The 12,451-nt window shown below is 62.0% G+C and carries 13 protein-coding genes; 9 read left to right on the forward strand and 4 right to left on the reverse strand.

From position 1 onward, the window contains the following. Window positions 1-55 precede the first annotated feature (55 nt). The gene (locus tag DR88_RS14790; RefSeq protein ID WP_025862029.1) at window positions 56-1,120 is read left to right on the forward strand and encodes a LacI family DNA-binding transcriptional regulator; all 1,065 of its coding nucleotides are present in this window, start codon (window positions 56-58) and stop codon (window positions 1,118-1,120) included. Window positions 1,121-1,374: 254 nt separating this feature from the next. Beyond that, entirely contained in the window at window positions 1,375-1,815 is a 441-nt protein-coding gene (locus DR88_RS14785; RefSeq protein ID WP_004176252.1) for a GNAT family N-acetyltransferase, read from the forward strand. Between the two features lie 52 nt (window positions 1,816-1,867). On the opposite strand, the gene DR88_RS14780 is transcribed toward DR88_RS14785, so the two are convergent. Both DR88_RS14780 and ftrA read right to left on the reverse strand, forming a co-directional pair. After that, the gene (locus DR88_RS14780) at window positions 1,868-2,083 is read right to left on the reverse strand and encodes a DUF4177 domain-containing protein (protein ID WP_004205985.1); all 216 of its coding nucleotides are present in this window, start codon (window positions 2,081-2,083) and stop codon (window positions 1,868-1,870) included. Continuing rightward, window positions 2,052-3,149 (reverse strand): transcriptional regulator FtrA, encoded by a 1,098-nt coding sequence (gene ftrA / locus DR88_RS14775; protein WP_025862030.1) that lies wholly within the window; start codon window positions 3,147-3,149, stop codon window positions 2,052-2,054. Before ftrA ends, DR88_RS14780 begins: the two co-directional genes overlap by 32 nt. 67 nt (window positions 3,150-3,216) lie before the next feature. Between ftrA and DR88_RS14770 the strand changes: the two genes are divergently transcribed. The 7 genes from DR88_RS14770 (at window position 3,217) to urtE (ending at window position 10,521) form a co-directional block, all read left to right on the forward strand. Next, window positions 3,217-3,615 (forward strand): rhodanese-like domain-containing protein, encoded by a 399-nt coding sequence (locus tag DR88_RS14770; RefSeq protein ID WP_025862031.1) that lies wholly within the window; start codon window positions 3,217-3,219, stop codon window positions 3,613-3,615. A 148-nt stretch (window positions 3,616-3,763) separates the two neighbouring features. Then, complete coding sequence (locus DR88_RS14765; protein WP_004148338.1) at window positions 3,764-4,867, forward strand: cobalamin-independent methionine synthase II family protein; 1,104 nt, start codon at window positions 3,764-3,766, stop codon at window positions 4,865-4,867. A gap of 171 nt (window positions 4,868-5,038) precedes the next feature. Further along, window positions 5,039-6,310 (forward strand): urea ABC transporter substrate-binding protein, encoded by a 1,272-nt coding sequence (gene urtA / locus DR88_RS14760; RefSeq protein WP_004176249.1) that lies wholly within the window; start codon window positions 5,039-5,041, stop codon window positions 6,308-6,310. A 61-nt stretch (window positions 6,311-6,371) separates the two neighbouring features. Continuing rightward, window positions 6,372-7,946: an urea ABC transporter permease subunit UrtB gene (gene urtB / locus DR88_RS14755; RefSeq protein WP_004148339.1), complete on the forward strand. Its 1,575-nt coding sequence runs from the start codon at window positions 6,372-6,374 to the stop codon at window positions 7,944-7,946. Continuing rightward, complete coding sequence (gene urtC, locus DR88_RS14750; RefSeq protein WP_004148341.1) at window positions 7,946-9,019, forward strand: urea ABC transporter permease subunit UrtC; 1,074 nt, start codon at window positions 7,946-7,948, stop codon at window positions 9,017-9,019. Before urtB ends, urtC begins: the two co-directional genes overlap by 1 nt. Beyond that, complete coding sequence (gene urtD, locus DR88_RS14745; protein ID WP_004148342.1) at window positions 9,019-9,816, forward strand: urea ABC transporter ATP-binding protein UrtD; 798 nt, start codon at window positions 9,019-9,021, stop codon at window positions 9,814-9,816. Before urtC ends, urtD begins: the two co-directional genes overlap by 1 nt. A gap of 9 nt (window positions 9,817-9,825) precedes the next feature. Beyond that, on the forward strand, window positions 9,826-10,521 hold the full coding sequence (gene urtE, locus DR88_RS14740; protein WP_025862032.1) for an urea ABC transporter ATP-binding subunit UrtE: 696 nt from the start codon (window positions 9,826-9,828) through the stop codon (window positions 10,519-10,521). A 35-nt stretch (window positions 10,522-10,556) separates the two neighbouring features. Here urtE and DR88_RS14735 read toward each other — a convergent pair whose 3' ends face one another. Both DR88_RS14735 and ydeE read right to left on the reverse strand, forming a co-directional pair. After that, entirely contained in the window at window positions 10,557-11,039 is a 483-nt protein-coding gene (locus tag DR88_RS14735; protein WP_002904389.1) for a helix-turn-helix domain-containing protein, read from the reverse strand. Between the two features lie 129 nt (window positions 11,040-11,168). Next, on the reverse strand, window positions 11,169-12,365 hold the full coding sequence (gene ydeE / locus DR88_RS14730) for an efflux MFS transporter YdeE (protein ID WP_032443879.1): 1,197 nt from the start codon (window positions 12,363-12,365) through the stop codon (window positions 11,169-11,171). Window positions 12,366-12,451: the final 86 nt, after the last annotated feature.

Below are 12,451 nucleotides of genomic sequence, written 5' to 3' on the forward strand. Positions count from 1 at the left end.
CGCACGTTAAACATAAAATGTTAGCGCACGACATTGTTATTGCTGAGGAGAAAAGATGCCGCGTCGAACCGCAACCCTGGAGGATGTCGCCCGCGCCGCGGGTGTGTCCCAGCAGACGGTCTCCCGGGTGCTGAACCGTCCTGAGGTGGTGTCAGCCCGCACCCGCGAGCAGGTGATCCGCGCGATGCAGGCGCTGCACTATGTGCCTAACCGCTCGGCGCAGCTGCTTGCCGGCAAAGCGGCGCCCTCCATCGGGCTGATTACCGCCTCGCTGACGCTGCACGCCCCCTCGCAGATCGCCGCCGCGATAAAGAGCCATGCCAGCCTGCATCAGCTGGAAGTGGCGATAGCGATGCCGGCGCAGGCCGATTTTGTCGCGCTGCAGGCCCGGCTGGACGAGCTGCGCGCCCAGCATATTCGCGGGGTGATCGTCAGTCTGCCGCTGGAGAGCGCCACTGCCGAGCGGCTGGTGCAAGACAAACCGGATATGGCCTGCCTGTTTCTCGATGTCTCCCCGGAGGCCGATGTCTGCTGCGTGCGCTTCGACCACCGCGACGGCTGCGGGGCCTGCGTGCGCCACCTGTGGGAGCTGGGGCATCGCGAATTTGGTCTGCTGGCGGGACCGGAAAGTTCGGTTTCCGCCCGTCTGCGTCTCGCCAGCTGGCGCGAGGCGTTGCACAGTCTGAATATTGCCCGCTCTACTACGGTGTTTGGCGACTGGAGCGCCGCCAGCGGTTGGCATAAAACTTTCGAGCTCCTCCACCTGCAGCCGCGGATCAGCGCCATAGTGGTGGCAAACGATCAGATGGCGCTCGGCGTGCTCAGCGCGCTGGCCCAGCTCAATCGCAGCGGCAGCCAGGCGGTATCGGTGACCGGCTACGATGACACCGCCGACAGCCTTTACTTCCAGCCGCCGCTCACCACGGTGGCGCAGGACTTCGATCTGTTGGGCAAAAGGGCGGTGGAGCGGCTGATTGCCCTGATGGCGGCCCCGCAGCTGCGGATCCGCGAGCTGCTGCCGACCCGGCTCATCGTGCGCCAGTCGGCCTGGCCTGTCGCCGCCGCGGAGGACCGGCAGCAGACCCTGGCGCAGCTGAAAGCGCTGGTGGAGAAGCTTTAGCTGCTGGTCGTTGAGGCTTTATTGAAGTTGAGCATGCTAACTTCGGCAGCAAACGTAGAGAGGTAAAGCTTATCTGTCTGCGAAAAATGCAAAACACAATCTATCCATGCAAGCATTGATTTACCGCCAGTCATATGGCGGTTTTTTTTTGCCCCTTCCACCCTGTACCGACTGCTTCAGTCCGGCTTTCCATCTGGCATATCCTGCCGCGGCATGCTAGATCTTGCTTCCGGGAGACGACGGGAGACAAGGTCATGATGGTGATTGAGGGTAAAGAGGCGATCGCGCGGGTGGACTGGCAGCGAGTGCGAACGATCATTGCCGAGGCCGGGCTGAATGAGCGTGATGTTCAGCAACTGGAGCAGGCGTTCCGCCAGAGCACCTTCTGCTGGTTTGGCTATGAGAACGGTCAGCTGATTGCCGTGGCGCGAGCCATCAGCGACTGCACCTGGAGCAGCTATCTGGCGGATGTGGCGATCGTCCCCGCTCGTCAGGGACAGGGCTACGGGCAACAGCTGATGCTGGCCATCCGGGAGCAACTCCTGCCCTTTGGCAAAATATTTATCTATGCGGTGGCCGATAAAATTACGTTTTATCAGCGCTTTGGCTTTGCCATGTTGACTACCGGCATGGTCTGCGCCAGCGAGGAAGGCATGCAGAAAATGCAGGAGCAGGGCTATATCCGTCAGCCCTGAAAGGTGACGCTTAGAAACGCCTGGCTTAAACGTGTAAACCAGGCGCAGGCTGTCAGAGGGGGCGTTCGAGCACGAAAAGATACGCTTCCCGCGACCAGAACAGGGCGGTACGGCGGCGCTCCACCGACATGGTTTTCACTTCCCATCCCTCACGGGTATAGCTGCTGAGAAACTGGCTCATTTTGTCAGGGTCGGCCTTGGCTTCGCCAAAAAACAGACTGCCCAGCAGCCCCTCTTTATAGATCACTACCCGACACTCTTTCTTCATCATCGACCCTCCTGGCGACCGGTTTACTGTGGCCGTCTATTGTCCGTGGCTGCGACGATTTTGCAATCGGAGAAGGCGTAAACTGTTTACGGTACTGCAGCGGGCTGAGCGCGAAGTGCTGGCGAAAATGGTGGCGCAGGGGGCCGGCGCTGGCAAACCCGCAGCGCTCAGCGATCTGATCGATGCCCATCGTGCTCTCCGTCAGGTGCTGGCGGGCGCGCAGCAGTCGTTCCTCCAGCAGCCAGCGGGCGGGCGTTTTACCGGTGGCCTCCTCAAAGCGGCGCAAAAAGGTTCGCGTCCCCATGCCGGCGCGCTGGGCGAGGGAAGCGACGGTATGGCTGGCGGCAAGATGCTGGTGCAGATAGTCAAACAGCTGACCGAGGCGCAGGCTCTCCCGGCTGCGGGCTACCGGGCGCAGGACCTGCTGCGCCTGACCGCCGTCGCGATGGGGAGAGACGACCAGGCGGCGGGCGACGACGTTGGCGGCTTCGCTGCCGAAATCTTCACGCACCAGATGCAGACAAAGGTCGATCCCCGCCGCGCTGCCGGCGGAAGTCATCAGCAAAGCATCGCCCACGTAAAGGACATCCTCCACCACCTGGATCTGCGGAAAGCGGGACTGCAGCGCCGCGGTGTAGCGCCAGTGGGTTGTCGCCTGGCGGCCATTGAGCAGCCCGGCGGCGGCGAGAACGAACACCCCGGAACAGATAGAAATAATCCGACATCCGCGGGCGTGGGCGGAAGCCAGCGCGGCGCACAGCGCCTCGGGGACCGGGGCGTCGACGCCGCGCCAGCCGGGGACCACGATCGTATCCGCCTGGGCGAGAAGTTCAGGACCGCCGTCGGTCATCAGGCGGATGCCGCCGGTAGCGCACAGCGGCCCTTCATCGACGGCGGCGACGGCGAACTGGTACCAGTTGTCGCCCATTTCCGGGCGCGGCAGGCCGAAGATCTCCACGGCTACGCCAAACTCAAAGGTGCACAGGCCATCGTAGGCGAGGGCGACCACCTGATGATGTGACGGTGTCACAGAAGGGGTTGTCAGGATGTTAGCGTTTTCTGTCATGGTTGTCGGCAGATCAGGGTGATGGGCGTCAGTAAAGTAGTGTTATCACAGACAAGGAGAAGACGCCATGAGTGTAGTAACCCAATTTACCCCCGCCACCTCCGCTGAGGCTATCCGCTGGTTCAGCCATAAGCTGCATCTTGAGACCGACTGCGCCGATGTGCACAGCGCCCAGCGTGCCGGCGAGGTCGACTTCGTCCTGCTGCACGTGGTCGGCAGCGAGGAAGCTTTCGCCAGACGTCACCTGCCAGGCGCGCAGCATCTCCCGCACAGCCAGATCACCGCCGAGCGAATGGCGGCCTGGCCGGCGGATACCCTCTTTGTGGTCTACTGCGCCGGGCCGCACTGCAACGGCGCTGACGTTGCCGCGCTGAAGCTGGCCGAGCTGGGGCGGCCGGTGAAAATGATGCTCGGCGGACTCACCGGCTGGGAAGATGAGGGCTATGCGTTTGCTTCCGGTGATTGAAAATATTTCATGTACCATGAAATATTCTCGTTTGCGACCCACCACTCTGCATGCCAGTATCTGGACATATAGCCATCCAGAAGTCTAAAAATTCAAGTAATGAACTATCACGGTGGGCAACTAACGCGCCCACCGCTAAGGAGACAGCATGCAACGTCAACAGGCCCCGTTCCGCGCAGACATCGTCGGCAGTTTTTTGCGCCCGGACAGCATTAAACAGGCGCGTCAGCAGCTGGCTGAGGGGATTATCGACGCCGCTCAGCTACGCGAGATTGAGAATAACGCGATCCGTCATCTGGTTCAGCAGCAATGCGACTGCGGCCTGCATGTGGTCACCGACGGTGAGTTTCGTCGCGCATGGTGGCATTTCGATTTCTTCGATGGCCTGCAGGGCGTTGAACGTTACGATGCCGAGCAGGGGATCCAGTTCAACGGCGTGCAGACCAAAGCGCACGGCGTTCGCGTCACCGGCAAGCTGGCGTTTGGCGACCACCCGATGCTGGAGGATTTCCGCTATCTGAAAAGCATCAGCGGCGACGCGCAGCCGAAGATGACCATTCCCAGCCCGAGCGTGCTGCACTTCCGCGGCGGGCGGAAAGATATCGATGCCACGGTCTACCCGGATCTTAGCGACTACTTCGACGATCTGGCCACCACCTGGCGCGACGCCATCCGCGCGTTTTATGACGCCGGCTGCCGCTATCTGCAGCTGGACGATACCGTGTGGGCCTATCTGTGCTCCGATGCCCAGCGCCAGCAGGTACGTGAGCGCGGCGAGGATCCGGATGCGCTGGCGCGTATTTATGCCCGGGTGCTGAACCAGGCGCTGGAGGGTAAGCCGGCCGATCTGACGGTGGGCTTGCACGTCTGCCGGGGTAACTTCCGTTCAACCTGGATCTCGGAAGGCGGTTACGAGCCGGTTGCCGAGGTGCTGTTTGGCAGCGTTAATGTCGATGCCTTCTTCCTGGAGTACGACAACGACCGCTCCGGGGATTTCGCGCCGCTGCGCTTTATTCGTCCCGGCCATCAGCAGGTGGTCCTCGGGCTGATCACCACCAAAAACGGCGAGCTGGAGAATCCGCAGGGGGTAAAAGCGCGACTCGCCGAGGCCGCGCAGTACGTGCCGCTCGAGCAGATCTGCCTCAGCCCGCAGTGCGGTTTCGCCTCCACTGAAGAGGGGAATGCCCTCAGCGAAGACCAGCAATGGCAAAAGGTCCGTCTGGTGACCTCCATCGCCGCCGACGTCTGGTAATTGCTTTCTTAGCGCAGCGTTGCACCGTGATGAGGCAACGCTGCCATCCTCTTCGCCACTATCGCCCACCTGCGCCGCATCCCGCTGTTTTCACAACCTGGCACCTTTTTTGCCTTATCACCTCTGGTTAGCTGTTAATTCTTTATTTTTTGCGCTACTCAGGAGTGAATCATGCAACGTAGAACGTTATTAAAAGCTTTTGCACTCTCCGCCTCTGTTATGGCTATGGGTCTCTCCTTCCAGGCCTATGCCGCCGACACCATCAAAGTCGGGATCATGCATTCGCTCTCCGGGACGATGGCGATTTCCGAAACGCCGCTGAAAGACGTCGCGCTGATGGCCATCGACGACATCAACGCCAAAGGCGGGGTGCTGGGCAAGAAACTGGAGCCGGTGGTGGTCGACCCGGCCTCCAACTGGCCGCTGTTTGCCGAGAAGGCGCGCCAGCTGCTGGCCCAGGATAAAGTGGCGGTGGTGTTTGGCTGCTGGACGTCGGTCTCGCGTAAATCGGTCCTGCCGGTGTTTGAGGAACTGAACGGCCTGCTGTTCTACCCGGTGCAGTACGAAGGGGAAGAGATGTCCCCCAACGTCTTCTATACCGGCGCGGCGCCTAACCAGCAGGCTATCCCGGCGGTGGAATACCTGCTGAGCGAGGACGGCGGCGGCGCTAAACGTTTCTTTCTGCTGGGGACGGACTACGTCTATCCGCGCACTACCAACAAGATCCTCCGCGCCTTCCTGCATGCCAAAGGGATCCAGGACAAAGATATCGAGGAGGTCTACACCCCGTTCGGCTACAGCGATTACCAGACCATCGTCGCCAATATCAAAAAATTCGCCGCCGGTGGCAAAACGGCAGTGGTCTCCACCATCAATGGCGATTCCAACGTACCGTTCTACAAAGAGCTGGCTAACCAGGGTCTGAAAGCGACCGATGTGCCGGTGGTGGCCTTCTCGGTGGGGGAAGAGGAGCTGCGCGGCATCGATACCAAACCGCTGGTCGGCAACCTCGCGGCATGGAACTACTTTGAGTCCGTCGATAATCCGACCAACAAAGCCTTCGTCGCCGATTATCGCGCGTATGCCAAAGCGCACAAGCTGCCGAATGCCGATACGGTGGTGACCAACGATCCGATGGAAGCGACCTGGGTGGGCCTGCATATGTGGGCGCAGGCGGTGACCAAAGCGGGCACCACCGATGTTGACAAAGTACGCGAGGCGATGGCCGGGCAGACCTTCAACGCGCCGTCCGGATTTACCCTGACCATGGATGCCACTAACCATCATCTGCATAAGCCGGTGATGATCGGTGAAATTGAAGGCAACGGCCAGTTCAACGTGGTCTGGCAGACCGATAAACCCGTTCGCGCGCAGCCGTGGAGTCCGTGGATCCCCGGTAATGATAAGAAACCTGACCATCCGGTGAAAACCGTCAGCCAGTAAGCGCCACGGCCGGCGGGGCTGGAGCATAGCGCCCGTCGGCCGCTGACCAGAGGAGAACGACATGAACGCATTGCGTCTCATGAATGTGTTGGCGCTACTGCTGATCCTGCTGCCATGGCGGGCGCAGGCCGCGGAGGCGGACGACTTCGTTGCCGCCAGTCGCAGCCAGCAGGCGCAGCTGTTGACCCAGTGGGCGGCAGCGCCGCAGGCGGATCGTCTGCCGCTGCTGCGGGCGTTGACCACCGAGAGCCTGGTGATGGACGACGGAAAACATGCTTTCCGCACCCGACAGGGCGGATTACAGCCATTGGGCGCTGTCGCCGCGCCGCAGGGCGAAACCCGACCGGTCCGTCTGACCAACAGGCTGCGCAATCTGGCTGCCGGCGCGCTGGCCAGCCACCTTATTTTAAGTGACAACGTCACAGAGCGAGCTTCCGCCGCACGAACGCTACAGCGGGAAGCGACCCCGGCCATGGCCGCGCTGCTGCAACAGCGGCTGCAGGCGGAAACCGATGATACTGTGCGGGGTCTGCTGGAGGTGGCGCTGGCGCGCCTGCAGCTCGCTCAGCCTGAGGCCAGCGCGCGGCTGGCCGCCGTGACGCTGCTCGGCCATTCCGCGGACCCGGAAACCCAGGCGCTGCTGATCCCCTTTACCGATGCCCAGCATGAGCCGGATGCGGCGGTGCGCGAGGCGGCCAGCGATAGCCTGCAAAAGATCAAACATCGTCTGCTGCTCGGCGATCTGCTGGGCCAGGCCTTTATGGGACTGTCGCTGGGATCGGTGCTGTTGCTGGCCGCGCTGGGGCTGGCGATCACCTATGGCCTGCTGGGGGTGATTAACATGGCCCACGGCGAGATGTTAATGATCGGCGCCTACAGCTGCTGGCTGGTACAGCAGGCGCTGGCGCAGCTCGCGCCGCAATGGCTGGCCTTTTATCCGCTGGTCGCGCTGCCGGTGGCATTTCTGGTGACCGCCGGGATCGGCATGGCGCTGGAGCGCACCATTATTCGTCATCTGTATGGTCGGCCGCTGGAAACGCTGCTCGCCACCTGGGGGATCAGCCTGATGCTTATCCAGCTGGTGAGGATGCTGTTTGGCGCGCAGAACGTGGAGGTGGCAAACCCGGCCTGGCTCTCCGGCGGCGTGCAGGTCCTGCCGAACCTGATCCTGCCGTGGAACCGGCTGGCGGTGCTGGCGTTCGTCCTGCTGGTGCTGTCCTTTACCTGGCTCATCCTGAACCGCACCCGTCTGGGGATGAACGTCCGCGCCGTGACGCAGAACCGGGCGATGGCCGCCTGCTGCGGCGTGCCTACCGGGCGGGTGGATATGCTGGCCTTTGGCCTCGGCTCCGGTATTGCCGGGCTGGGCGGCGTGGCGCTGTCGCAGCTTGGCAACGTCGGGCCTGAACTGGGTCAGGGATACATCATCGACTCGTTTCTGGTGGTGGTGCTCGGCGGCGTCGGCCAGCTGGCCGGCAGCGTGGCGGCGGCCTTTGGGCTGGGCATTTTCAACAAAATTCTCGAACCGCAAATGGGCGCTGTGCTGGGCAAGATCCTGATCCTGGTGATGATTATTCTGTTTATTCAGAAACGCCCGCAGGGTCTGTTCGCGCTGAAAGGGAGGGTTATCGACTAATGAGCCAACCAATCACCTTAACGCTGGCGCAGCGCGCGCCGCGGCCTCTGCGCTGGCTGGGGATCCTGCTGGTGCTGGGGCTGCTGAGTATGCCATTCCTGGCGCTGCTGCCGGCCTCCCATCCGCTGGCGGTGCCGAGCTGGCTGCTGACGCTGAGCGGCAAAATCCTCTGCTACGCCATTGTGGCGGTGGCGCTGGATCTGGTCTGGGGCTACGCGGGCATGCTGTCGCTGGGGCACGGGATCTTCTTTGCCCTCGGCGGGTACGCCATGGGGATGTACCTGATGCGCCAGGCGGCGGGCGACGGTCTGCCGGCGTTTATGTCTTTTCTCTCCTGGAGCGAGCTGCCCTGGTTCTGGTGGGGCACGCAGCATTTCGCCTGGGCGATGGCGCTGGTGGTGCTGGTTCCCGGTCTGCTGGCCCTGGTTTTCGGCTGGTTTGCCTTTCGCTCGAAGATCAAAGGGGTCTATTTCTCGATCATGACCCAGGCCCTGACCTATGCCGGTATGCTGCTGTTCTTTCGCAACGAGACCGGGTTTGGCGGCAACAACGGCTTCACCGGTTTTACTACGCTGCTGGGTTTTCCGGTCACCGCCACCGGCACCCGCGCCAGCCTGTTTATGGCCACGGTTTTGCTGCTGTTGCTGACGCTGTGGCTGGGCGCGGCGCTGGCGCAGAGTAAGTTTGGCCGGATCCTCACCGCGGTGCGTGACGCCGAAAACCGGCTGATGTTCTGCGGGTACGACCCGCGCGGCTTCAAGCTGCTGGTGTGGACGCTGTCGGCGGTGCTCTGCGGTCTGGCGGGGGCGTTATATGTCCCGCAGGTGGGGATCATCAACCCCAGCGAAATGTCGCCGACCAACTCCATCGAGGCCGCCATCTGGGTGGCGCTCGGCGGGCGCGGCACCCTGATTGGCCCGGTGCTTGGCGCCGGGTTGGTCAACGGTGCGAAAAGCATTTTCACCGTGGCGATGCCAGAGTACTGGCAGCTGTTTCTCGGCCTCATCTTCATCATTGTGACCCTGTTTTTACCCCGCGGGGTGATGGGCCTGCTGCGTCGAGGAGACCGCTAATGCAACCGGATGAAGGACTATTTACCCGCCAGCTGCCCGGCGATCGCTTTCGCGAACAAACCGATCCGGTGCTGCAGCTGGAGAACATCAACGTCAGCTTTGACGGTTTCCGGGCGCTGACGGATCTGTCGCTGGCGATAGGCGTCGGCGAACTGCGCTGTGTGATCGGCCCTAACGGGGCGGGCAAGACCACCCTGATGGACGTGATCACCGGCAAGACCCGGCCGCAAAGCGGCAAAGCGCTCTATGACCAGTCGGTGGATCTGACCACTCTTGACCCGGTGGCCATCGCCCGCCAGGGCATCGGGCGCAAGTTTCAGAAGCCGACGGTCTTCGAAGCGCTGACGGTGGCGGAAAATCTCGCCCTGGCGATGAAGGGGGATAAATCGGTGTGGGCCAGCCTGCGCGCCCGGATAAGCAGCGAACAGGACGATCGGCTGAATGAGGTGCTGCGCCTGCTGCGTCTTGACGGCGAGCGCTACCGCCAGGCCGGTCTGTTGTCCCATGGTCAGAAACAGTTTCTTGAGATCGGCATGCTGCTGGTGCAGGAGCCGCATCTGCTGCTGCTTGATGAGCCGGCGGCCGGCATGACCGATGCGGAAACGGAGTATACGGCGGAGCTGTTTCGTACCCTGGCTGGACAGCACTCCCTGATGGTGGTGGAGCACGACATGGGATTTGTCGAGACCATCGCCGACCGGGTGACGGTCCTGCATCAGGGCCAGGTGCTGGCGGAGGGATCGCTGCGGGAGGTACAGGCCAATGAGCAGGTCATTGAAGTTTATCTGGGACGTTAAGGAGCGCCAATGTTACAGGTGAGTCAGCTACATCAATACTACGGCGGCAGCCATATTTTACGCGGGGTGGATTTTTCCGCCCGCCAGGGCGAAGTCACCTGCCTGCTGGGGCGCAATGGCGTCGGTAAGACCACGCTGCTGAAATGCCTGATGGGGCTGATCCCGGCGCGCAGCGGTGAGGTACGCTGGCAGGATCAGAACATCACCCATCGCAAACCGCACCAGCGGGTGCAGGCCGGGGTCGCCTACGTCCCCCAGGGGCGCGAGATATTTCCGCGCCTGACGGTGGAAGAAAACCTGCTGATGGGGCTGTCGCGCTTTCCCGCCCGCGAAGCGCAGCAGGTGCCGGAGGAGATCTACCAGCTTTTCCCGGTGCTCAGGACCATGAAGCAGCGGCGAGGCGGTGACTTATCCGGCGGCCAGCAGCAGCTGGCGATTGGCCGCGCGCTGGCCAGCCGCCCACAGCTGCTGATCCTTGATGAACCCATCGAGGGGATCCAGCCCTCGGTCATCAAAGAGATTGGCGAAGTGATCCGCCAGCTGGCCAGCCGCGGAGACATGGCGATCCTGCTGGTGGAGCAGTTCTATGACTTTGCCGCCGGGCTGGCGGACCACTACCTGGTGATGTCGCGCGGCGCCATCGTCCAGCAAGGCAAGGGTGGTGATATGGAGAGCGACGGCGTGCGCGCCATGGTGACCATCTGACCAGGCCGGCGGCGGTCGCGCCGCCGGTTTGCGGCCTATTTGCGCAGCAGCCGCTGCAGGCGCGCCTGGCGCCAGTTTTTAATCCATTCGCCGAACACGAACAGGCGTAATCCTCTCACCACCAGCAGGGCGCCCCAGATCAGGGCGACCCAGCCGGACCAGTAGTACTGTGGATTAGTGAAGCGGTTAAGCACCGCCAGCAGCACGCAAACCACCAGCGCCACCGACAGCGAACGGAAAAAGCGGCTCTCCTGATGCACCCGCGCTTTGGCTTCCTCTATGCGCAGATCCAGTGAGGCTTCCTGGCCCGGCGCGTCTTCCCGCCGGGCTTCGCCGCCGATCTCGGCCACCGTCACTTCAAAGACCGCGGCGAGGGCGCTGAGGGTCTCCAGCCCCGGGCGTTCGCCATTCTCAATGCGCTGGATCGTGCGGACGCTGAGACCCGCCATTTCGGCCAACTGCTCCTGGGACCAGGCGCGCTGCAGCCGTAATTGTTTGACCTGATTGTTGCTGTTCATATTCGTATGCTCCATAACGTTCTGCGGATGTAAACCTGTGATGGAGTATGGTGAACCGGGCCGCCAGCCACCACGACAGCGACCCGACAACGGCCCGACAGCAACCTGACAGCCGCATGCCAGCTGGCGTCAGGCGTTGGCCAGCGGAGAATCCGGTTGCCAGGGGCGGGCATTGATCCCGCGGAAAATCATCAGCCAGGCGGCGACAATCGCCACGATAAGAATGACAAAAAGCGACCAGTGCGGCAGATGGGTGAGGATCAACCCCGTCAGCATCGGGTTGAATGCCGCCCCCAGCCACCCCAGCGACTGGGCGGAGAAGTAGCTGGCCTTCATCCCCGGCGGGGCAATATGGTCAATCAGCATATACTCCCCGGGGGCATAAATCACTTCCCCGAGGGTGAAGATCGCCGCCGAGATCCCCCACGCCCACAGGCTGGCGCCAGAGAACATAAAGCCCACAAGGCCGATCACAAAGCAGACGGTGCCGAAGGTCATTAGCGGGCGGATATTTCTCGCGCTCAGCCGCCGGCCAACCGCGTACTGCAGAGCAACCACCACCGCGGCGTTGACCGGCAGCACCACGGCCACCACTTTCTCGGCGAAATCGCTGCTGGCGACCACCAGCACATACTGCGAGAGACAGGAGGCGAAGGCGCCGCCGACGAAGGAGGCCAGCAGCCCGGAGCAGGTAAACCACAGCAGCGCCCGGTCGCGCAGCAACACCGAAGGCGACCAGGGCGCGGCGCCCGGCTGGGCCGCTGCGGCGCCATCCCGCTGAAGAAACAGCTGAATAAACACCAGCGGAAAGGCGGCGCAGGCGGCCGCCAGCCAGAACGGCAAATTGATACTGTGCATTACCAGCAGGGTGCCGATGGGCGGCCCAACGGTCCAGCCGATGTTAAGGATGGTGTAGTTCAGCGAGAAGATGCGCGCTTTTTCCTCTGCCGTCAGCCGGTCGGCGAACCAGGCTTTCAGGACGGTGGAAAAGACCGAGTAGGCGCAGTTGATCAGCGCAAAGAAGATCACCACCAGGGGGGCGTTATTGATCAGCGGTATTGCGCTGAAGCCGAGAATAAATACCAGCACTGACCACACCATATAGCGCTTTTTATCGAACCTGTCAGCGAGGATGCCAAAACCCATGCTGAACAACACCCCAACCACCAGCGCCAGCGACAGGGCATAGCCAATCACATCCACCTCCAGCTGAAAGCGTCGGGTGAGATAGATGGTCATAAACGGCAGTGTGGCCCCGCGGCCGATAGTCAACAGTAACGACGATGCCAGCAGCGCGATGGTGGAGCGCCGGAGAGTGGTGATCATGATTTCCTTGCCTGTCATGTTGTTATAATTTTATGTCTTCGATCACAAATAACACGGCCATTACGCCTTGTACAGGTCATCGCGGT

This window comes from Klebsiella pneumoniae, assembly GCF_000742135.1.
Lineage (GTDB): Bacteria > Pseudomonadota > Gammaproteobacteria > Enterobacterales > Enterobacteriaceae > Klebsiella > Klebsiella pneumoniae.

Excerpts from the sequence above, each read along its gene's own strand:
- DR88_RS14790 (WP_025862029.1), top strand. The coding sequence starts at position 56 with ATGCCGCGTCGAACCGCAACCCTGGAGGATGTCGCCCGCGCCGCGGGT.
- DR88_RS14785 (WP_004176252.1), top strand. The coding sequence starts at position 1,375 with ATGATGGTGATTGAGGGTAAAGAGGCGATCGCGCGGGTGGACTGGCAG.
- DR88_RS14780 (WP_004205985.1), bottom strand. The coding sequence starts at position 2,083 with ATGAAGAAAGAGTGTCGGGTAGTGATCTATAAAGAGGGGCTGCTGGGC.
- ftrA (WP_025862030.1), bottom strand. The coding sequence starts at position 3,149 with ATGACAGAAAACGCTAACATCCTGACAACCCCTTCTGTGACACCGTCA.
- DR88_RS14770 (WP_025862031.1), top strand. The coding sequence starts at position 3,217 with ATGAGTGTAGTAACCCAATTTACCCCCGCCACCTCCGCTGAGGCTATC.
- DR88_RS14765 (WP_004148338.1), top strand. The coding sequence starts at position 3,764 with ATGCAACGTCAACAGGCCCCGTTCCGCGCAGACATCGTCGGCAGTTTT.
- urtA (WP_004176249.1), top strand. The coding sequence starts at position 5,039 with ATGCAACGTAGAACGTTATTAAAAGCTTTTGCACTCTCCGCCTCTGTT.
- urtB (WP_004148339.1), top strand. The coding sequence starts at position 6,372 with ATGAACGCATTGCGTCTCATGAATGTGTTGGCGCTACTGCTGATCCTG.
- urtC (WP_004148341.1), top strand. The coding sequence starts at position 7,946 with ATGAGCCAACCAATCACCTTAACGCTGGCGCAGCGCGCGCCGCGGCCT.
- urtD (WP_004148342.1), top strand. The coding sequence starts at position 9,019 with ATGCAACCGGATGAAGGACTATTTACCCGCCAGCTGCCCGGCGATCGC.
- urtE (WP_025862032.1), top strand. The coding sequence starts at position 9,826 with ATGTTACAGGTGAGTCAGCTACATCAATACTACGGCGGCAGCCATATT.
- DR88_RS14735 (WP_002904389.1), bottom strand. The coding sequence starts at position 11,039 with ATGAACAGCAACAATCAGGTCAAACAATTACGGCTGCAGCGCGCCTGG.
- ydeE (WP_032443879.1), bottom strand. The coding sequence starts at position 12,365 with ATGATCACCACTCTCCGGCGCTCCACCATCGCGCTGCTGGCATCGTCG.